This is a genomic window from Sphingomonas koreensis, assembly GCF_002797435.1.
Lineage (GTDB): Bacteria > Pseudomonadota > Alphaproteobacteria > Sphingomonadales > Sphingomonadaceae > Sphingomonas > Sphingomonas koreensis.
In genome coordinates, this window is the sequence record NZ_PGEN01000001.1 from 3463100 (window position 1) to 3482102 (window position 19003).

Genomic DNA, 19003 nt, shown 5'->3' on the forward strand with positions numbered 1-19003 from the left:
TTGCGGCGGCTGAACTCAAGCTCAGAGATTGCCGGCGAGTGCGGCGACGACGCCCATGGTGACGAGGAAGAGGCCGGAGATTTCGCCGCGCGACACGCGCTCGCCGAGGTAGAAATGGCCGAATGCCATGGTGAAGGCGACCTCGATCTGGCCGACGACGCGGACCAGCGCGACCGGCGCGGTGGCGAAGCCGGTGAACCAGCAGGCCGAACCGAGCGCCGAGAGCAGCCCGACCTGCCCGGAGACGCGCCAGGTGCGGAAGACCGCGGCGACCTGATCGCGCTCGCGCCAAACCAGCAGCCCGCCCTGCATCAGCGTCTGGAGCGCGACGGTGACCGCGAGGACGATCAGCACGGCGCGGACATGGTCCTCGGTCTCGACCTGAACCGTCGCGCTGCGGATCGCGATCGCGGTGAGCGCGAAGAAGAAGCCCGAGGCGATGCCGTAGCGCGCGCCGGGCTGGCCGAGCGCGCGGAACAGCTCGCCGGGGCTCATGCGCTTGTTGTCGGCCGAGAGGATCATCACCCCCGCGACGCCGAGCGCGATGCCGATCCAGCTCAACAGGTTGAGCCGCTCGCCGAGCAGCGCGATCGAGAGCAGCGCGCCCTGCACCGCCTCAGTCTTCGAATAGGCGGTGCCCACCACGAAGTTGCGATGGTCGAACGCCATCAGCAGCAGGTTCGTCGCGACGATCTGCGCCAGACCCCCGGCGAGGCAATAGACCAGGAACCACGGGCCGAGCGACGGGAAGGCGCCGGGGAACAGGACGAACTCATAGGCGGCCATCATCGCCAGCGCGAAGGGCAGGCCGTAGAGGTAGCGGACCAGCCCTGCGGCGTTGATCGACAGATCTTGCTTACCCGCCGCTGCACCGCGGTGCGCCACGGCTGGAACACCGCCGCGATCAGCGTCGCGGGAAGCCAGATGGCGGAGGTGATCATAGCGGCCAGATTCGTTTTGCGACGCTCTTGAATTGCGTGATCGCGAGCGCGTTTCGTTTCTGTTTCGCCGCGGAGACACCAGCCAGGCGGGCTGCGATGGCGGCTTCGCTTGCCTCCCAGATTTCCAGCGCATCGAGCGAGCCGCGGTCGAGCAGCACCAACTGCACGACGTCGAACTGATCGCCGCATTTGATCGAGGGGCAGAGGCCGCGATAGCGATCTGCGGGATCAACAGCGCGCCCCTTGATCTGGATGCGGCAGAGCTTTCCGTCACGCACTTGCGTGGCATCGTAACCGGGCGTGCGTGGCGGGACGAGGTCGATACCCAGCTTCTCCGCCGCTTCCAGCTCGGCGACTTCGCCGGTCACGCCCAGCGGTTTTCCGGTCGCCATATAGTAGCGGGCGGCCAACTGCTTAGCTTCGCGCAAAAGTGCACGAATGTTGTGGGGAGACGCTTCAGCCGCCAACCTCACGCCCCTTCGAGCAGCTTTTCCTTCGCGATCTTCTCTTTCCAGACGAGCGGGGCGAGCTGGTGGACGTTGTTGCCCTCGGCATCGACGGCGACGGTGACGGGGAAGTCCTGCACCTCGAACTCGTAGATCGCTTCCATGCCCAGATCCTCGAAGCCGACGACCTTGCTGCCCTTGATCGCGCGCGCCACCAGATAGGCGGCGCCGCCGACGGCCATCAGGTACGCGCTCTTCGCATCGCGGATCGCATCGGTGGCCGCCGGGCCGCGCTCGGCCTTGCCGACGCAGGCGAGCAGGCCCTGGTCGAGCATCATCCGCATGAACTTGTCCATGCGCGTCGCGGTGGTGGGGCCGGCGGGGCCGACCACTTCCTCGCCGACCGGATCGACCGGGCCGACATAATAGATGACCCGGCCCTTGAACTCGACGGGCAGTTCCTCGCCCGCCGCCAGCATGTCGGCGATGCGCTTGTGCGCGGCGTCGCGGCCGGTGAGCATCTTGCCGTTGAGCAGCAGGCGGTCGCCCTGCTTCCAGCTCTGCACGACCTCAGGCGTCAGCGCGTCGAGGTCGACGCGGATCGCGGCCTTGTCCGGCGTCCAGTTGACGTCGGGCCATTCGTCCAGCTTGGGCGCCTCCAGATAGGCCGGACCCGAGCCGTCGAGGGTGAAGTGCGCATGGCGGGTGGCGGCGCAGTTGGGGATCATCGCCACCGGCTTGCCCGCGGCATGGCACGGTGCGTCCATGATCTTGACGTCGAGGATGGTGGCGAGGCCGCCCAGCCCCTGCGCACCGATGCCGAGCGCGTTGACCTTGTCGAAGATTTCGATGCGCAGCTTCTCGATATCGTTCCGGGGGCCGCGTTCCTTGAGCGTCGCCATGTCGATCTGCTCCATCAGCGCCTTCTTGGCGAGGAGCACGCAATGCTCCGCAGTGCCACCGATGCCGATGCCGAGCATGCCCGGCGGGCACCAGCCGGCGCCCATCTGGGGCAGCATCTCGATCACCCAGTCGACGATCGAGTCGCTGGGGTTCATCATCTTGAACTTGGACTTGTTCTCGCTGCCGCCGCCCTTGGCCGCGACGTCGATATGCACCTTGTCGCCCGCGACCATCTCGACATGGAGCACGCAGGGCGTGTTGTCGCGGGTGTTGCGGCGGGTGAAGGCGGGATCGGCGAGGACCGAGGCGCGCAGCTTGTTCTCCGGGTTGAGGTACGCGCGGCGCACGCCCTCATCGACGACTTCCTGCAGGCTGCGCGAGGTATCGTCGAGGCGGCAGTCCATGCCCCATTTGACGAACACGTTGACGATGCCGGTGTCCTGGCAGATCGGGCGGTGCCCCTCGGCGCACATGCGGCTGTTGGTCAGGATCTGGGCGATCGCGTCCTTGGCGGCGGGCGATTGCTCGGCCGTGTACGCCTCACCCAGCGCGCGGATGTAATCCATCGGGTGATAGTAGCTGATGAACTGGAGCGCGTCGGCGACGCTGTCGATCAGATCGGCGGCCTTGATCGTGACGGTCATGTGCATGTCCCTGCATGTCTGTTTTGCGGGACCCTTTAGCGGATGACAGGCCGGGCGCCACCCGCTAACCGCGCGGCGTGTTCCGGCGTCTTGTCCTCCACCATCCCAGGCTGGCCGCCGCGCTGACCGCGCTGGCGCTGGCGATGAAGGTGGCCGTCCCCGCCGGGTTCATGCCCGTCGCGGCGCCGGGACAGATGATGGTGCTGGTGTGCACCGAATTCGGGCCGCAGCAGGTCGCGATCGACGTGCCGGGAATGCCAGCCAAGCCGGACGACGCCGCCAAGATGGACCCGCCCTGCGCCTTTGCCGGGCTGGGGCTGGCATGGCTGCCCGGCGCGGACGCGGTGCTGCTCGCCGCGGCGCTGGTCTTCATCCTTGCGCTGGGCTTCGTTGCGGTGGCCGCGCCGCGGCTTGTGCGCCCCCCCTATTTGCGGCCGCCGTTGCGCGGACCGCCGACGACCGCCTGATCCTTTCGCCCAATTGACGAAACGCGCGTGCGGCAAGTGCCGTGCGCCGATCAGGACCATTCGACATGAAAACCTACACTGCGGCGGCGCTGCTCGCCGCCACTTGTCTTGCCGTTCCCGCATGGGCGGCCGAGGACTCACAGGCGCGCGAGCCCGAGATCATCGTGACCGGCAAGGCCAATCCCGACGACCCGCCGGTGGTTGCCGAAGCGCGTGAGCGCCTTTCGCGCACCCCCGGCGCGGTCGCGGTGGTCGCGGCCGAGACGTTCGAGGACCGGCTCGCGATCGGCATGCCCGATGTGCTGCGCGACGTGCCGGGCGTACTCGCCAACAAACGCTATGGCGAGGAATCGCGCCTGTCGATCCGCGGATCGGGGATCGGGCAGGGCTTTCACCAGCGCGGCGTGCTGATCGCCGAGAATGGCGTGTCCTTCGCCGATGCCGACGGCTTTTCGGACTTCCAGAAGGCCGACGTGCTCACCGCGCGGCTGGTCGAGGTGTACAAGGGCGGCAATGCGCTGCGCTTCGGCGGGGCGCAACTCGGCGGGGCGGTGAACCTCGTCACCACCAATGGCCGCACCACGCCGTCCACGCTGCTGCTGCGCGCCGAGGGCGGAAGCTATGACAGCTGGCGCGGCCAGGCCGCGGCCGGCGGGGTGATCGGCAAGTTCGACCTCTATGGTTCGATCAATGGCTACAAGGCCGATGGCTATCGCGAGCGTTCTGACAGCGAGCAGCTGCGCGGCACGATCAACCTCGGCTACCGGCTGGGCGAGGACAGCGAGGTTCGCCTGATCGCCACCGCGGCGACGATCGAGCAAGGCGTGCCCGGCACGCTGACGCTGGCGCAGACGCGCGCCAATCCGCGTCAGGCGAGTGCGGCGGCGCTGGCCGGCCGCTGGTCGCGCGATCAGGATGTGCGCCGCATAACGCTGCAGACCCGGCTGCGTCTGTCCGAAGGGCTGGTGTTCGAGGGCGGGGTCTATGCCACCGGCACCGATTTGCGCCACCCGATCCCGATCGTGATCGAGCAGGATATCCATACCGAGGGCGCGTTCGGCCGCTTCGACCTGTCGGGCGAGATCGGCGGGCATCGCGCCGATCTGTTCTTCGGGGCGAGCTTCCGCACCGGGGCGGTCGATCAGCAGATCTACGTCAATAATGCCGGTGCCAACGGGATGAGGATCGGCGACGCGCTGCAGAAGGCGAGCGGGCTGGACCTGTTCGCCGAAGGGCGGTTCTTCGTGACCGACGAGCTGGCGCTGGTGGCGGGTGCGAGCTGGGGCCATGCCAGCCGCGACTTCACCAACCGGCTGGCCAATCGCGGGGACGAGACCGACTTCGAATGGCTCGCCCCGCGCTTCGGTGCGCTGTGGGAACGCGGCGGGACCCAGGTCTATTTCAACATCACCAAATCGGTCGAGCCGCCGACCTTCGGCGCATTGGCGCAATCGGGTTATTCGGGCTTCGCCTTCGTGCCCGTCGAGCCGCAGCGCGCCTGGACGGTCGAGATCGGCACGCGCGGGCGCAGCGGTGCGTTCTCATGGGATGTCGCCGCCTATCGCGCCGCGGTGCGGGGCGAGATGCTCAACTTCAACGTTACGCCGAACATCCCGGCGGCGACCTTCAATGCGGAGCGAACCCGGCATACGGGCATGGAGGCGAGCGTCGACTGGCGGATCGTCGATGCGGGCGGAACGTTGCTGCGGTTGCGCCAGACCTGGGCCTGGTCGGACTTCACCTTCGTGAAGGACGCGACCTATGGCGATAACCGCCTGCCGGTGGTGCCCGAGCATCAGTTGCGCACCTCGCTGCGCTACGAGCATCCCGTGGGCGCATGGATCGAGCCGATGCTCGACTGGCGGCCCAAGGACGTGTGGGTGGACTATCGCAACACGCTGAAGGCGCCCGGCTACGTGTTGGTGCACCTCTCCGCCGGGATCGATCTGCCGGGCGGTGTGACGCTGTTCGCCGACGCGCGCAACCTCACCGACAAGATCCATGTCCCCGAGTTCGGGGCGGTGGTGAACGCCGATGGCGCCGATCAGGCGGTGTTCTATCCCGGCGAAGGACGCTCGCTGTTCGGCGGCGTGCGGGTGCGCTTCTGATGCGCGGGGCGATCCTTGCGCTCGCCCTGCTCCTTCCTGCGGCGGCGTGTTCGCCGTCGCAGGATCGGGAGGCCGCGGCGATCACCGCAGTGATGCGGGGCCTGTTCGACAAGCCCGGATTGCCGCTCGATGCCGGGCCGGTCGCGGTGAGCGGCGCGCATGCCGTGGCCGACTGGACTCAGGGGGCGATGGGTGGACGTGCACTGTTGGAGCGGCGTGGCGGAAAATGGGTGATCCGTTTGTGCAGCGGCGATTCACTGCGCGATGCGACGGTGCTGCGGGCGGCGCGCGTTCCGGAGGCCGATGCCGCGGCGATCGCCGCCGGGCTGGCGGAGGCCGAGCGATCGGTTCCCGCCGAGCGGCTGACGCGCATGGCCAGCTTCAAGGGCACGGTCGAGATGTGACGACGCGGGTCAGGACGTGCAGCCGCCGTCCCTGACCCCGCTGACGCTGCCGGTGCCGAGAATGATCTTGGCGCGGCGCGAGAAGGTCAGCGCCTGCCACCGCCCCGAATTCCCGGTGGCGGTGCGGCTGCGCAGGAAGGTGAGGTGGAGCAGCTCGACCTGCTCGTCGTTGATCCGGCCGGTGTCGATCAGGCAGGTCCATTGATCGACATTCCATTGATAGTCGCGGCCGACACCGTCCTGGTCGACCGCTTCGCTCAACCCCTTGTACCATGCGAGCATCGCCTTGAGCCGCGCCGGGCGCTCGGTGACGGGGAGCGCGGCGAGCTTGCGGCGCAGGCGGGCGGCGTCCTCGTCATTGGGCAGGGTCTTTTGCTGGACGCGGGTGTCGATCGCCCAGCGGACTTTGCGTGGCGTGATCGGACCGGTTGGCCAGAGGCGGAACAGCTCGGCACGGACTTCGAGCAGCAGCGCGACATAGGTGTCGGTCTGCACCTGGAGCATCGCGTCATGCTCGAAGAGGCGGGTCAGCTCGGCGAGGGCGACGGGGTTGAGCTTTCCGTCGGGGCCATGGGCAGCGAGGATCGCGGCGCGGCATGTGTCGCGGACGGGCGTGTCCAGGCAGTGTTTCGAGAAGAACAGCTTGCCATAGGTCGGGGCGAGATCGCGAAGGGTGCGCTTGAAGCGGCCGCGGCTGCGGAAGCCGTCGCGCCACGCCTTGAGGACGGGCTGGAGGCTGCCGGTGCCGTAATTCCATTGCGACATGCCGACCGAGACCAGCATCGAGTCGAAATTACCGACCGGCATCGCCCAGCAGCCCATCGTCTCGGGGATCGAGGTCTCGCGCATCCGGGCAAAGATTTCGGCGCGGTCGAGGCCGATCTGGGCGAGCTGGGGCGCGGCCTGCGGGTCGATGACGATATGGGGCAGGTCGCCCACCTCGCGGCAAGGCGGGCGATCCTGCGCGGCGGCGGTGCCCATCCAGCCGAGCGATAGCGCCGCGAGCGCGATGATCCCTCTGTGCATGCCGCCACCCTGCCGTCCGGGCGGGGCGGCGGCAAGCAGGGTCAGAGCACGTAGCGGCTGAGGTCCGTGTTCCGCGCGATACTGGCGAGCTGGCCGTCGACATAGGCGGCGTCGACGGTGAGCGAGGCGCCGTTGCGGTCTTCGGCGTCGAAGCTGACTTCCTCGAGCAGCTTCTCCATCACGGTCTGGAGCCGGCGCGCGCCGATATTCTCGACCTCGGCATTCACCTCGGCGGCGATGCGCGCGATCGCGCGGATGCCGTCGTCGGTGAAGGCGATCGTTACCCCCTCGGTCCCGATCAGCGCCTTATACTGTTCGGGCAGCGATGCCTTGGTGTCCGAAAGGATCGACACGAAATCATCCTCGGTCAGGCCCTTCAGCTCGACGCGGATCGGCAGACGGCCCTGAAGCTCGGGCAGCAGGTCGCTCGGCTTGGCGACATGGAACGCGCCCGATGCGATGAACAGGATATGGTCGGTCTTCATCGGCCCGTATTTGGTCGAGACCGTCGTACCCTCGATCAGCGGCAGCAGGTCGCGCTGCACGCCCTCGCGGCTGACCGAACCGCCGCGCACGTCGCTCACCGCGATCTTGTCGATCTCGTCGAGGAAGACGATGCCATTGGCCTCGGCATCCGCCAGCGCCACGCGCGCGACATCGTCCTGGTCCAGCCTTTTGTCGGCTTCCTCCTCGACCAGCTTGGCCCAGGCGGCATGGACGTTCATCTTGCGGCGCTTCAATTGCGGGCCGCCAAAGCCCTTCATCATCTCGCCCAGGTTGATCATCTGCGGGCCGGCGCCGGGGATCTCGAACGGCATCCCGCCGGTCGCCTCGACCTCGATCTCGATCTCGGTGTTGTCGAGATGGCCGGCATTGAGCCGCTCGCGGAACGCCTCGCGCGTCGCCTGGCTGCTGTCCTTGCCGGTCAGCGCGTCGAGCAGGCGGGTCATCGCCGCGGCTTCGGCCTTGTCCTTGACGGCGGTCCGGCGGCGTTCGCGCTCCAGCCGGATTGCTTCCTCGACCAGGTCGCGGGCGATCTGCTCGACGTCACGGCCGACATAGCCGACTTCGGTGAACTTGGTCGCCTCGACCTTGACGAACGGCGCGTCGGCCAGCTTGGCGAGGCGGCGGCTGATCTCGGTCTTGCCGCAGCCGGTCGGCCCGATCATGAGGATGTTCTTGGGGGTGACCTCGTCGCGCAGATCGGCCTTGAGCTGCTGGCGGCGCCAGCGGTTGCGCATCGCAACGGCGACTGCGCGCTTGGCTTCCTTCTGGCCGATAATGTGCGCGTCGAGCGCAGCGACGATGGTCTTGGGGGTCAGGTTGTCGTTCATTCCAGGGGGTTCGATTCTCAGGCTTTTGCAGGGGAATAGGGGGCGCCGGGCCGGGCGCCGAGCGCGTGCGCGATCGGCTGGTCGATGCGGTCGATGAAGAAGCCGGGATAGGCGCGGCGCTGGGCGCTGATCTCTTCCATCGCGGCGATCTCGTCGTCGCTAAGCTTCACATTCACCGCGGCGAGATTGTCGTCGAGCTGGTGCAGCTTGGTCGCGCCGAGCAGGATGCTCGACACCTGATCCTTGGAGAGCAGCCAGGCGAGCGCGATCTGCGCGATGCTGACGCCATGCCCGTCGGCGATGCCGCGCATCGTGTCGATCAGCTTGTAACCCATCTCCCTGTCGAGCGGGATGTCGTCATGGCTGGCGAGCCGGTCGTCGGCGCCGCCCGCATTGTCGCGCGTGTACTTGCCGGTCAGGAAGCCGCCGCCGAGCGGGCTCCATGGCGTGATGCCCAGGCCGTAGCGGCGCGCCATCGGCAGGAATTCCTGCTCGATATCGCGGTGCATCAGCGAATAGAGCATCTGGGCATGGGTGAAGGGTGCCCAGCCATTGGCGCGCTGCAGCTCGATTGCCGCCGCGACCTTCCATGCCGGCCAGTTGGACACGCCGAGATAGCGCGCCTTGCCCGCGCGGACGATCGCGTCGAGCGCCTGCAGCGTCTCCTCCAGCGGCGTGTTCCGGTCGTCGCGATGCGCGATATAGACGTCGACATGGTCGGTACCGAGCCGCTTGAGGCTGTGGTCGATCGACCAGTGGAGATGCGCGGCGGATAGGCCCGAGCGGTTGAGCGGCTGGCCGGTGCGCCAGCCGGCCTTGGTCGCGATGACCAGCTCGTCGCGCCGCCCGGCGACGATCTTGCCCAGCATCTCCTCGGACTCGAAGTCCGAATAGACGTCGGCGGTGTCGATGAAGTTGATCCCGGCCGCGAGCGCGTGGTCGACCAGCGCGGCAGCGTCCTTGAGGTCGGTCTTGGCGATGGCCTTGAGGCCGCCGCCGCGAGTGAAGGTCATCGTGCCGAGCGACAGGCGCGACACGATCAGGCCGCTGTCGCCGAGGCGGGAATAGAGCATTGCGGTGTCCTTACGCGGCCGTGTCGAGCGCTTCGACGGTCAGCCGGTCGTTGGTGTAGACGCACAGGTCGCCAGCGATCTTCATCGCCTTGCGGCAGATCGTCTCGGCATCCTGCTCATACTCCACCAGCGCCCGCGCCGCAGCCAGCGCAAAATTCCCCCCTGATCCAATCGCCGCCACCCCGGCCTCCGGTTCGAGTACGTCGCCGTTGCCCGTGATGATCAGCGTCGTGTCCTTGTCGGCGACGATCAGCATCGCCTCGAGGTTGCGGAGATACTTGTCGGTCCGCCAGTCCTTGGCGAGTTCGACCGCGGCACGCATCAGCTGGCCCTGGTGCCGTTCGAGCTTGCCTTCAAGCCGTTCGAACAGGGTGAAGGCGTCGGCGGTGGCGCCCGCGAAACCGGCGATGACCTTGCCGTCGCCGAGGGGGCGGACCTTCCGCGCATTGGGCTTCATCACCGTGCTGCCCTGGCTCACCTGGCCGTCTCCGGCGATGACCACCCGGCCGTTGCGGCGCACGGAAAGGATTGTCGTGCCGTGCCACGTCATGTTGTCGCTCATGGCGCCGCATATTGGGGGTGCGTCGCGCGGGTTCAATCGCGATTTTTCGTGTATAGCGAGCGCAGCACGGACAGGGAGGGCCACGGCATGACCGGCGAGACTTCGAGCAATCTGATCGAGCGTATCAAGAACATCCTGTTGAAACCCAAGTAGGAGTGGGAGCGGATCGATGCCGAGCCGGCGACCGTCGGCGGGCTGATGACCAGCTGGGTCGTCCCGCTCGCCGCGATCGGGCCGGTCGCCGGGCTGATCGGCGGGCTGGTGTTCGGCTATGGCGGGATGTTCGGCATCACCATCCGGCCGAGCGTGACCATGGCGGTGACCGGGGCGGTGATCAGCTATTTGCTTGCGCTGCTCTGCGCGTGGCTGTTCTCCAAGATCATCGATGCGCTGGCGCCCAGCTTCGGCGGGCAGAAGAACCCGGTGCAGGCGATGAAGGTGGCTGCGTACAGCGGCACCGCCGCCTATCTGGCCGGCATCTTCCAGATCATCCCTGCACTGGGCATTCTCGGCCTCTTGGGTCTCTACAGCCTCTATCTCCTCTATCTGGGCCTGCCGCGGCTGATGAAGGCGCCGGCGGACAAGGCGATGGGCTATACGATCGTGACGGTCGTCGTCGCGATCGTGCTGTTCTTCGTCGTCAGCGTCGTGACGGGAGCGCTGACCAGCCTGGTGGCGCCGCGGGCGATCACCTCGGCCACCATGAGCGGCGAAGTGAGCGTGCCCGGCGTCGGCAAGGTCGACCTGAGCAAGCTCGAGGAAGCCTCCAAGAAAATGGAGGCCGCCGCCGAGCGCGCGCAGACCGCGACCCCGGTCGATCGACAGGCGCTCGCGGCGCTGCTTCCGGCATCGGCGGGCGGATGGACGCGCACCGCGCTCGAAAGCGCGACCGCCAGCGCGGGTGGCATGGGCGGATCGCAGGCCGAGGCGCGGTACGAAGCCAATGGCCAGAGCGTGCGGCTGAAGGTCGCCGACCTCGCCGCGGCGGGTGCGTTCGCCGCGATGGCCAGCGCGTTCAAGGTCGAGACCAGCCGCGAGGACGATCAGGGTTACGAGAAGTCGGGCCTGATCGACGGCCGCTACACGATGGAGAAATGGAACAAGAGCGGAAGCGGCAGCTATGGCGTGCTGCTGAAGGACCGGTTCCTGGTCGAGGCGGAAGGCAATGTCCCCGATATCGGCACGTTGAAGGCGCTGGTCGGCGCGGTCGATGCGGGCAAGCTGGAAGCGCTCGCCAATTGAACGAAATCGTGCCGGGGAGCGGTCCGGCGCTCCCCGGCAAAGTTGACGAAAGTCCGCGAACAGCGCCTCATTCTGTCAACCTCGTCACTTTTCGACGCCCCTGATCTTCCCCCATTGCCGTGCGGCGGTGTAGCCGAGATAGCCGGTGCCGAAGAGCGCATAGAGCGGCTCGGGAATGCCGGCGAGATAGGCGTTCATGCCGGTCGCGATCCCTTTGGCCATTTCCGGCTGGACAGCGGCGATCAGGCCCATCGGGATCGCCCAGAGCAGCAGCGCGTACATGACGTAGAGGAAGCTCGGCCGCGCGCGGCTGGTCCAGGGATCGGTCGACTGCGCCTCGGCGACGATCGCCGACAGCTGGGTGCGGACCGATTCCATTTCCTGTGTCCCCTCGAGCTTGAGCAACTCGAGCTTGGCCGCGTCGCGCGCCTTGGGGTCGGGGATGATCTTGTCGATCAGGCCCGCGATCGGGCCGATGATGCTTTCGATGATGCTCATGTCCGGTTTCCTGTGCATGGTGACGAAATTGACGCGATCGGCGTGGTCAGGAACCAATGCGGTTTGCCAGCCAGCCATAGAGAAAGGCCTCGTTCGCAGGGCGGCGCTCGGCGAGGTCGAGATAGCGTTCGCCTTGCAGCGCCTCGACCGCCTTGATCAGCACGAGCTCGCCGGCGGTGCCGCGATGGTCGAGAAAGGCGGTGAGCGCAGCGAGCGTGGCAGGGCCGATCGCGCCATCGACCGCCATGTCGGCATAGTCCCTGCCATTGCGGTTGAGCGCATTGAGGGCGCGCTGGAGAAAGCGTGCGGCGACGGCAGGGCCCATGTTGATTCCCGTGTCGAACAGCTCGGCGGCGAGCGCGGGCGCATGGTTCGCGACGTCCGCGAAACGCGGGCGGAGCCAGTAGAGACGCCGATAGATCGCGACTGCTTCTTCGTGCGGGAAGGCGCGCATGTCGCCGGTGAAGCCGTGCTGGCGCGCGACCGCCTGGGTGATGCCCCAGCGGGTCGGCCCGCCACGGTCGGCGGGGTGGTTGGAATAGCCGCCCTCCCGGGCGATCACCTCCTCGATCAATTGGTCGATGGTCATTTCAAATCGCTCCTGTTGAACGACTCAAGATAACCTATATGGTTCGTTGTAGGAAAATGCTTTCTGTGATAGTGCGCTGCCTATGGCAAAGACACGACCCGACCAGTTGCTCGTCGAACGCGGGCTGGCCGAAAGCCGCACGCGTGCGCAGGCGCTGATCCTGGCGGGGCTGGTCTTCAGCGGCGACAAGCGCATCGACAAGCCCGGCCAGCCGATCGCGCCCGACGCACCGCTGGATGTGAAGGGGCGCGACCATCCCTGGGTCTCGCGCGGCGGGGTCAAGCTGGCGCATGGCCTCGACCATTTCGGGATCGATCCCACGGGCATGGTGGCGATCGATGTCGGATCATCGACCGGCGGCTTTACCGACGTGCTGCTGACGCGTGGGGCGACGCGCGTCTATGCGGTGGATAGCGGAACCAATCAGCTTGCCTGGAAGCTGCGGCAGGACGAGCGCGTCGTGGTGCACGAGCAGACCAGCGCGCGGGTGCTGACGCCCGGGCATGTTCCCGAGCCGATCGATATCGTGGTGTGCGATGCGAGTTTCATCGGCCTCGCCAAGGTGCTCGAACGGCCTTTCGCCTTCGTGCGCGAGGGCGCCTGGGTGGTAGCGCTGATCAAGCCGCAATTCGAGGCGGGGCGCGACGAAGTGGGCAAGGGCGGCGTGGTCCGCGATCCCGCGGTGCACGAGCGGGTGTGCGCCGAGGTGGTGGCGTGGCTGGAGAAGGCTGGCTGGACAGTCGCGGGCGTGACGCCCAGTCCGATCACGGGTCCCGAGGGGAATATCGAGTTTCTGGTCGCGGCTCGGGCAGGAAAGGCGGGAGCGTTCGCGGAGCCCCCGCAAAACGGCACAGGCGGCGATTATGTGACGAAACAATGACTCGACATGCGTGACTGCCGCGGGCAGCATCCTTCCTGCTCTGGGGGGAGGAAATATGCATAACGTACTGAATCATCAGGCGACCGAGGCGGGCTCCGATGCGGCAAAGCCGCACATGCCGAGCCGGTTGTTCTGCTATATCGAAGCGATCGCAGCCTGTGGCCTGCTGATCTATGCGGGCGTCTCGCTTCTGGGCCCCGGATCTTAAAGCAGCCGCGCCCGTTCGGCCGCGCGAACCGCCGTTCGTCCCACCGGCGGCGGCTTGGCGGGGTCGGGCCATGACGGTGCAGTCGTCCAGCCCAGATGCGGCAGGCTGACGGTGCGCTTGCCCGAGAGATCGGTGCGCATGACGATCAGGCCCTTTTCCTCGATATGCGCCATCATACGCTTGGCGCGGCCGAGCGAGCTGGTGCCGTAGAGCGCGGCGAGCTGCGCGTCGGACGGGCAGGCTTCGTTCGCGCGGGCGGCGCGAGCGATGCCGAGGAAGGGCGTCAACATCTCCTCGGGCAGCGAGGCGGCGAGGGTGAGGGCTTCGTCCCACCCCTCGGCATCGGCGATGCCGGCACGGGCGAGGGCGAGCGCCGAGCGGAACGCGGCAAGGTCCATGCCCGGCTCGACGCCGCGCATGCGGCATCGGACGGTGTAATCCTGGAAGATGGCCGGGAGCGGCTGGCGGCCTTCCTCCCCGGCGATTTCGGCGAGGATCGCGCGCCGGACCGCTTCCTGCTCGCCTTCCTCGAGCACCGGCATGTCGGGGACCGGTGCGGGGGCAGGGGTCGCGATGCTGCGCATCAGATCGGACATCGGAACCGGCGCGGGCGGCGGGGGAGGAGGGACTTCGTCCTCTGCGCCCGGCGCGAACAGCATGTCGCGCATATCCTCGGTTGCGGCGGTGGGGAGCGGCATCAGCTTGGGGCTGACCGCCTTGGAGCCGGTCTTGACCTCGCCGATCTTCACCGAGATCGGCCGGCGGGTGATGGCGGGGCCGAGCGCGAGGAACTCGCCGCGCGCGAGATCGCGGATCGTGTCGGCCTGACGGCGCTCCATGCCGAGCAGGTCGGCGGCGCGGGCCATGTCGATGTCGAGGAAGGTGCGGCCCATCAGGAAGTTCGATGCCTCGGCCGCGACGTTCTTGGCGAGCTTGGCGAGGCGCTGGGTGGCGATGACCCCGGCAAGGCCGCGCTTGCGGCCGCGGCACATGAGGTTGGTCATCGCGGCGAGCGAGGTGCGGCGGGCTTCCTCCGAGACTTCCCCGGCAGCGGCGGGGGCGAAGAGCTGCGCCTCATCGACCACGGTCAGGACCGGGTACCAATGCTCGCGCGGGGCATCGAACAGGGCGGCGAGGAAGGCGGCGGCGGCGCGCATCTGGCCGTCGATCTCGAGCCCTTCGAGATTGAGGACGACCGACGCGCGATGCTCGCGCACGCGCATCGCGACGCGGCCAAGCTCGGTCAGGCTGTATTCGGCGGCATCGACCGCGATATGGCCGAAGGCGTCGGCGAGGGAGACGAAGTCGCCCTCGGGATCGATCACCACCTGCTGGACATAGCCTGCGCTGCCCTCCAGCAGGCGGCGCAGCAAGTGCGACTTTCCCGAGCCCGAATTGCCCTGGACGAGCAGACGGGTCGCAAGCAGCTCTTCCAGATCGACGGCAACCGGGTTGCCGCCGCTGTCGAGTCCCATGTCGATGCGGGCAGTCATTGCCGGCTGCTTTGGCGCATCGGGGGGAGTCGGGGCAAGGGCGGCGCGATGAAAATCGTGTCGGCCCGTCAGGATCGCTCAGTTCTTGAGCTTGCTCGCGAAGAACGCCAGCACCTCGGCTTCGGTTGCGGCCCTGGCCGTCGCGTTGGCCTCGACCGACTGGCGTGACTTGGTCGGGGTGTCGTAGCTGTGGGTCGCGCCCTCGAACATGCGCAGGTCGATGTCGTTGCCCTTGGCCTTGCTGCGATCGACAAAGGCCTGGCAGAGCTTGGGCGAAACCTCTTCATCGGCCGTGCCCATGAACACGCGGACGGGGTGATAGGGCTTGTAGCCGTCCTTCTCGAATCGCTTCTTGAGGCCGCAACCGGGGTAGAGCGCGATCCCGGCCGCAAAGCCGATCCTGCGCATGTCGCCGGGCTTGTCGTCGGCCATGGCGGCGAGCGTGGCGCTGGCGCCGTTGGACCAGCCGAGCAGCGCGACGCGGTTGGGGATCACGTCCGCGCGCGACTGGAGGAACCGGAGCGCGCCATAGGCATGGAGCGGGCGGAAATCGACCTCGTCCACCGCGGCAGGCCGGTCCTTGTAGGTGCCGGCCGCGAATCCGGCAGGAAAGCCGACCGCGCCGAAATCATCGACCATCAGCGCGGTATAGCCGTTCCGCGCCAGCAGCTCGCCCCACGCCTTGTGGCGGCTGGACAGGGTGGAGGCGTCGTACTTGCCCCTGGCGAGCGAGGAATAGGCGCCGCCGCGGCCGTGGAGCATCACGATCGCAGGGTGCTTGCCCCGAGCATCGGCGGGCTTGAACAGATAGCCCTTCACCTGCGTCTTGCCGTCGCGGCTGAGGAACGTCACCTCCTCGACCTTCACCTCCTGTGCGGCGGCGGGGAGAGCGAGGGCGATGATCGCCGCGACGGGCAGCAGGTGGCTCAGGGTCATTTCTTGGGCGGAAGCGTGATCGAGCGCGCGACGCCGTCGCGGCGCGGATCGGCGCCGCCGTCGAAGCCGCCATTGCGCAGCATCACGCCGTGCAGGCCCGAATTCTCGCCCGATCCGCCGCGCACCACCACGCCGCGTTCGGCCATTCCGGCGAGGATCGGGGGGGCGAACTTGCTTTCCTCGCCGTTGAAGCTGGAGCCGCGGGCGACGAGGTTGGGCAGGGCGATCGCATCGGCGACGGGCATGTTCCATTCGACGATGCCGAGCAGCGCCTTCGACACATAAGCGAGGATCGCGTTACCGCCGGGCGAGCCGATCGCACCGGCAAGGCTGCGGTCGGGGTTCAAGATGATCGTCGGTACCATCGACGAGCGCGGGCGCTTGCCGGGTGCGATCGCGTTGGGACCTTCGGGGATGAAGGAGAAGTCGGTCATCTGGTTGTTGAGGAAGAAGCCGTCGACCATGCGGCCGCTGCCGAAGAGGCTTTCGACCGTGGTGGTCATCGACACGGCGTTGCCCTCGCCGTCGATGACGATGAAGTGCGACGTGCCGGCGACTTCGTTGGTGGCGTCGATGCGCGCGGTGACCGCGCCCGGCGGGGTGCCGGGCTGCGGCGCGGGGCCGGCGCGGTCGCCGACCAACGCGGCGCGGCTGGCGACATAGGCGGGATCGAGCATGCCCTTGACGGGCACGGTCGGCACGTCGCCGACATAGGCGTCGCGATCGGCATACATGACGCGGCTCGCCTCGGCATATTTGACCCAGGCGACCGGGTCGTTGGGGCCGCGCGTGCCGATATCGGTGCGCTCGATCATCGCCATCAGCTGAAGCAGGCCGACACCCGAGGAAGGCGGGGGCGGGGCGCAGAGGATGTAGACGCGATAGGGGTTGCACACCGCGTCGCGCACCTCGGGCTTGTAGCCGGCGATGTCCGCCTCGGTCATGGTACTGGCGAATTCGCCTTCGCGCAGGCGGGCAACGATGCGGCGGGCGGTCTCGCCCTTGTACATCGCGTCGGGGCCCTGCGCGGCGAGGCGGCGGACGAAGGCGGCATAGGCGGGGTTGCGCAGCGTGTCGCCGGCCCTGATCTGCTCGCCGCGCTCATTGCGGAAATAGGCGACGGCGTCGGCGCCGCGCGCCTGCGGTGCGCGGCTCGCGATCATGCCGGCAAGCCGTTCGGTGACGGTGAAGCCCTGATCGGCGGTGCGGATGACATCGCCGAACAGATCCTTCCAGGCGAGATTGCCGTGCCTTTCCTGCGCCAGCGCCAGCATCCGGACCACGCCGGGAACGCCGGTCGCCCGGCCGGAGACGACCGCGGTGAAGAAGGACAAAGGCTTGCCGTCGGGGCCGAGCAGCATGTCCGGCGTCGCGCCCGCGGGCGCGGTCTCGCGGCCGTTATAGACGGTGATCCCCTTCGTCTTCGCATCGTAGCGGACCATGAAGGCGCCGCCGCCGAGCCCGCTGCTCTGCGGCTCGACCAGGCTCAGCATCGCCTGGACAGCGACCGCGGCGTCGACCGCCGAGCCGCCCTTGCGCAGCACCTCGAGACCGGCTTCGACCGCCAGCGGATGCGCGGCGGCGACGAAGGCCTGGCGTTCCTTGGCGGGCGTGGCGGCCGGCGCGACAGGAGCCGGCGCTGTCGCCGGCGGGAGCGCGGCACGCGGCGCACAGGCGGCGAGGCTGGCGAGCGCGAAGGCGGCGAGGAGGGGTTTCATCGGTAGGTTCATCGTTCAATCGCCTTTGCGCCGGGTATGAAGGTCACAGGGTTGAGCGGGCGCCGCCCATCGGATCGCGATCCGATGGCCTTTTGCCGCGAACGCCGCAACCATGCGGTGGTTGAAAAGATGGCAATCGGTCCTGCCCTCACACGTCGTTGGCCGAGTTGTAGACGGTCACGTCCATCTCCCCTTCCCAACGCGCGACGGCGGTGGCGATGGCGAGATCGGAGGTAACGTTGGGGACGGTGCGGGTCATATCGAGGATTCGATCGAAGGGCAGCACGAAGCCGACGACGAGCGCGGTCTGCTCGGGCGTGATGCCGATCGCATGGAGCACCGCGGCGAGCACGAACAGCGATCCCGACGGCACCGGCGCCACCCCCATCGCGACGATGGTCGTGGTGGCGGCGATCACCAGATAATCGGCCCAGGTCAGGTCGAGGCCGAAGGCCTGCGCCGAGAAGAGGGTGAGCATCGCGACATACATCGCCGCGCCGTCCATGCCGATCGTCGCGCCGAGCGGGAGGACGGTCGAGGCGACGGGTTTGGAGATGCCGAGATTGTTCTGGGCGACGCGGATCGCGACTGGGAGCGTCGCCGAGCTGGACGAGGTCGAGAAGCCGACCATGATCGCGTCGGCAATGCCGCGGAAGAAGGGCAGGGGCGACAGCCACGCCATCAGGCGCACGACGATGAGGCCGTGGATCAGCAGCGTGACCACTGCCGATCCGGCGACGACGCAGATCGCAAGCTTGAGGATCGCGAGGAAACTCGCCGGGCCGCTGGTGCCCATGACGACGGCGATCAGCGCGAAAACGCCGAACGGCGCGGTCTCCATCACGAAACCGACAATCTTGAGCATCACGTCCGACGCGCCGTTGAGGAAGGCGCGCACCGGTTCGGCACCCTTGCCCGCCGCGATCACGCCTGCGCCGACCAGAATGGCGAAGAAGATCACCGACAGCGTCTTGCCATCCGCCATCGCGCCGACCGGATTGTCGGGGATGATCTCCATGAACATCCGGGCGGTATCGGGCGGGGTGCCCATCGCGCGCGGCACGGCATCGGCGAAGCTGGCTCCGATGCCCGGACCGATCAGCGTCGCCACGATAAGGCCCGTGGTGACCGCGAGCGTGGTGGTGAAGACATACATGGCGAGCGTCTTCACGCCGATGCTGCCGAGGCGCTTGGGATCGGCGAGCGCGGCAACCCCCGCGGCGATGGTGAGGAAGACGAGCGGCACGACCAGCATGCGGATCAGCCGCACGAACAACTCGCCGATCCAGGCGATCGATGTGGCGCCCGGCCCCCAGGCGACCCCGGCGATCGCGCCGAGCACCAGTGCGCCGAGGATGCGCCTCCAGAGGGCAACGCCGAACCACCAGCCAAGCGCGCGGCGGAACGGGTGCAGTTGCGCGCCGGGGGCGATCGGTTCGGGTGGTGTCGTTTCGGTCATCGCTCGGCTCCGGTCAGTCGGGACGGCTGGAACAGTGCCAGCCCAGGGCATCAACGGCGTTTGGCGAAACAG

General features: G+C 67.7%; 18 protein-coding genes and 1 pseudogene. 6 read left to right on the top strand and 13 right to left on the bottom strand.

Annotated features, from left to right (window positions below; all coding sequences use genetic code 11):
- Positions 1–21: 21 nt before the first annotated feature.
- The 3 genes and pseudogenes from BDW16_RS16475 to BDW16_RS16485 form a co-directional block, all read right to left on the bottom strand.
- Positions 22–941: pseudogene (locus tag BDW16_RS16475) on the bottom strand (EamA family transporter).
- Entirely contained in the window at positions 938–1408 is a 471-nt protein-coding gene (locus BDW16_RS16480) for a hypothetical protein (protein ID WP_198585804.1), read from the bottom strand. The pseudogene BDW16_RS16475 and the gene BDW16_RS16480 overlap by 4 nt, the downstream one beginning before the upstream one ends.
- A 2-nt stretch (positions 1409–1410) precedes the next feature.
- Positions 1411–2934, bottom strand: a complete 1524-nt coding sequence (locus tag BDW16_RS16485) for a fumarate hydratase (protein ID WP_066576929.1) — start codon at positions 2932–2934, stop codon at positions 1411–1413.
- Between the two features lie 77 nt (positions 2935–3011).
- Between BDW16_RS16485 and BDW16_RS16490 the strand changes: the two genes are divergently transcribed.
- The 3 genes from BDW16_RS16490 (at position 3012) to BDW16_RS16500 (ending at position 5913) form a co-directional block, all read left to right on the top strand.
- Positions 3012–3401, top strand: coding sequence for a hypothetical protein (locus tag BDW16_RS16490; protein WP_066576927.1), 390 nt, complete (start codon positions 3012–3014; stop codon positions 3399–3401).
- Positions 3402–3466: 65 nt separating this feature from the next.
- Positions 3467–5509, top strand: coding sequence for a TonB-dependent receptor family protein (locus BDW16_RS16495; RefSeq protein ID WP_066576926.1), 2043 nt, complete (start codon positions 3467–3469; stop codon positions 5507–5509).
- Positions 5509–5913: a copper uptake system-associated protein gene (locus BDW16_RS16500; RefSeq protein WP_066576923.1), complete on the top strand. Its 405-nt coding sequence runs from the start codon at positions 5509–5511 to the stop codon at positions 5911–5913. Before BDW16_RS16495 ends, BDW16_RS16500 begins: the two co-directional genes overlap by 1 nt.
- Positions 5914–5922: 9 nt before the next feature.
- On the opposite strand, the gene BDW16_RS16505 is transcribed toward BDW16_RS16500, so the two are convergent.
- Genes BDW16_RS16505 through hslV form a run of 4 tightly spaced genes read right to left on the bottom strand, consistent with a single transcriptional unit; the run spans position 5923 to position 9908 of the window.
- Positions 5923–6939 (bottom strand): hypothetical protein, encoded by a 1017-nt coding sequence (locus BDW16_RS16505; RefSeq protein ID WP_066576915.1) that lies wholly within the window; start codon positions 6937–6939, stop codon positions 5923–5925.
- 41 nt (positions 6940–6980) lie between these two features.
- Positions 6981–8273 (bottom strand): ATP-dependent protease ATPase subunit HslU, encoded by a 1293-nt coding sequence (gene hslU, locus BDW16_RS16510; RefSeq protein ID WP_066576910.1) that lies wholly within the window; start codon positions 8271–8273, stop codon positions 6981–6983.
- 17 nt (positions 8274–8290) lie between these two features.
- Positions 8291–9346 (bottom strand): aldo/keto reductase, encoded by a 1056-nt coding sequence (locus tag BDW16_RS16515; protein ID WP_066576909.1) that lies wholly within the window; start codon positions 9344–9346, stop codon positions 8291–8293.
- A 10-nt stretch (positions 9347–9356) separates the two neighbouring features.
- Positions 9357–9908 (bottom strand): ATP-dependent protease subunit HslV, encoded by a 552-nt coding sequence (gene hslV / locus BDW16_RS16520; protein WP_066576908.1) that lies wholly within the window; start codon positions 9906–9908, stop codon positions 9357–9359.
- A gap of 165 nt (positions 9909–10073) precedes the next feature.
- On the opposite strand from hslV, the gene BDW16_RS16525 reads away from it, so the two are divergent.
- The gene (locus BDW16_RS16525; RefSeq protein ID WP_255265767.1) at positions 10074–11150 is read left to right on the top strand and encodes a Yip1 family protein; all 1077 of its coding nucleotides are present in this window, start codon (positions 10074–10076) and stop codon (positions 11148–11150) included.
- A gap of 84 nt (positions 11151–11234) precedes the next feature.
- Here BDW16_RS16525 and BDW16_RS16530 read toward each other — a convergent pair whose 3' ends face one another.
- Positions 11235–11648 carry a holin family protein gene (locus BDW16_RS16530; RefSeq protein WP_066576904.1) on the bottom strand — a complete coding sequence of 138 codons (414 nt, stop codon included), beginning with the start codon at positions 11646–11648 and terminating at the stop codon, positions 11235–11237.
- 46 nt (positions 11649–11694) lie between these two features.
- Positions 11695–12237, bottom strand: coding sequence for a glycoside hydrolase family 108 protein (locus tag BDW16_RS16535; RefSeq protein WP_066576901.1), 543 nt, complete (start codon positions 12235–12237; stop codon positions 11695–11697).
- 82 nt (positions 12238–12319) lie between these two features.
- On the opposite strand from BDW16_RS16535, the gene BDW16_RS16540 reads away from it, so the two are divergent.
- Both BDW16_RS16540 and BDW16_RS21380 read left to right on the top strand, forming a co-directional pair.
- Positions 12320–13117 carry a TlyA family RNA methyltransferase gene (locus BDW16_RS16540; protein WP_083954254.1) on the top strand — a complete coding sequence of 266 codons (798 nt, stop codon included), beginning with the start codon at positions 12320–12322 and terminating at the stop codon, positions 13115–13117.
- 55 nt (positions 13118–13172) lie between these two features.
- Positions 13173–13325 carry a hypothetical protein gene (locus tag BDW16_RS21380; RefSeq protein WP_157081389.1) on the top strand — a complete coding sequence of 51 codons (153 nt, stop codon included), beginning with the start codon at positions 13173–13175 and terminating at the stop codon, positions 13323–13325.
- Here BDW16_RS21380 and BDW16_RS16545 read toward each other — a convergent pair.
- From BDW16_RS16545 to BDW16_RS16560, 4 genes are all read right to left on the bottom strand, one after another.
- Positions 13322–14818, bottom strand: a complete 1497-nt coding sequence (locus BDW16_RS16545) for a helicase HerA domain-containing protein (RefSeq protein WP_066576900.1) — start codon at positions 14816–14818, stop codon at positions 13322–13324. The genes BDW16_RS21380 and BDW16_RS16545 overlap by 4 nt on opposite strands.
- Before the next feature lie 78 nt (positions 14819–14896).
- Positions 14897–15754 carry a dienelactone hydrolase family protein gene (locus tag BDW16_RS16550; RefSeq protein WP_066576899.1) on the bottom strand — a complete coding sequence of 286 codons (858 nt, stop codon included), beginning with the start codon at positions 15752–15754 and terminating at the stop codon, positions 14897–14899.
- Positions 15751–17484 (bottom strand): gamma-glutamyltransferase family protein, encoded by a 1734-nt coding sequence (locus BDW16_RS16555; protein ID WP_198585805.1) that lies wholly within the window; start codon positions 17482–17484, stop codon positions 15751–15753. The genes BDW16_RS16550 and BDW16_RS16555 overlap by 4 nt, the downstream gene beginning before the upstream one ends.
- A 136-nt stretch (positions 17485–17620) precedes the next feature.
- The gene (locus BDW16_RS16560; protein WP_066576896.1) at positions 17621–18931 is read right to left on the bottom strand and encodes a dicarboxylate/amino acid:cation symporter; all 1311 of its coding nucleotides are present in this window, start codon (positions 18929–18931) and stop codon (positions 17621–17623) included.
- Positions 18932–19003: the final 72 nt, after the last annotated feature.

What these genes read in the sequence shown, in the direction of transcription:
- BDW16_RS16485 (WP_066576929.1), bottom strand. Translation starts at nt 2,934, where the DNA reads ATGACCGTCACGATCAAGGCCGCCGATCTGATCGACAGCGTCGCCGAC.
- BDW16_RS16495 (WP_066576926.1), top strand. Translation starts at nt 3,467, where the DNA reads ATGAAAACCTACACTGCGGCGGCGCTGCTCGCCGCCACTTGTCTTGCC.
- BDW16_RS16500 (WP_066576923.1), top strand. Translation starts at nt 5,509, where the DNA reads ATGCGCGGGGCGATCCTTGCGCTCGCCCTGCTCCTTCCTGCGGCGGCG.
- BDW16_RS16505 (WP_066576915.1), bottom strand. Translation starts at nt 6,939, where the DNA reads ATGCACAGAGGGATCATCGCGCTCGCGGCGCTATCGCTCGGCTGGATG.
- hslU (WP_066576910.1), bottom strand. Translation starts at nt 8,273, where the DNA reads ATGAACGACAACCTGACCCCCAAGACCATCGTCGCTGCGCTCGACGCG.
- BDW16_RS16515 (WP_066576909.1), bottom strand. Translation starts at nt 9,346, where the DNA reads ATGCTCTATTCCCGCCTCGGCGACAGCGGCCTGATCGTGTCGCGCCTG.
- hslV (WP_066576908.1), bottom strand. Translation starts at nt 9,908, where the DNA reads ATGAGCGACAACATGACGTGGCACGGCACGACAATCCTTTCCGTGCGC.
- BDW16_RS16530 (WP_066576904.1), bottom strand. Translation starts at nt 11,648, where the DNA reads ATGAGCATCATCGAAAGCATCATCGGCCCGATCGCGGGCCTGATCGAC.
- BDW16_RS16535 (WP_066576901.1), bottom strand. Translation starts at nt 12,237, where the DNA reads ATGACCATCGACCAATTGATCGAGGAGGTGATCGCCCGGGAGGGCGGC.
- BDW16_RS16540 (WP_083954254.1), top strand. Translation starts at nt 12,320, where the DNA reads ATGGCAAAGACACGACCCGACCAGTTGCTCGTCGAACGCGGGCTGGCC.
- BDW16_RS21380 (WP_157081389.1), top strand. Translation starts at nt 13,173, where the DNA reads ATGCATAACGTACTGAATCATCAGGCGACCGAGGCGGGCTCCGATGCG.
- BDW16_RS16545 (WP_066576900.1), bottom strand. Translation starts at nt 14,818, where the DNA reads ATGACTGCCCGCATCGACATGGGACTCGACAGCGGCGGCAACCCGGTT.
- BDW16_RS16550 (WP_066576899.1), bottom strand. Translation starts at nt 15,754, where the DNA reads ATGACCCTGAGCCACCTGCTGCCCGTCGCGGCGATCATCGCCCTCGCT.
- BDW16_RS16555 (WP_198585805.1), bottom strand. Translation starts at nt 17,484, where the DNA reads ATGAACCTACCGATGAAACCCCTCCTCGCCGCCTTCGCGCTCGCCAGC.
- BDW16_RS16560 (WP_066576896.1), bottom strand. Translation starts at nt 18,931, where the DNA reads ATGACCGAAACGACACCACCCGAACCGATCGCCCCCGGCGCGCAACTG.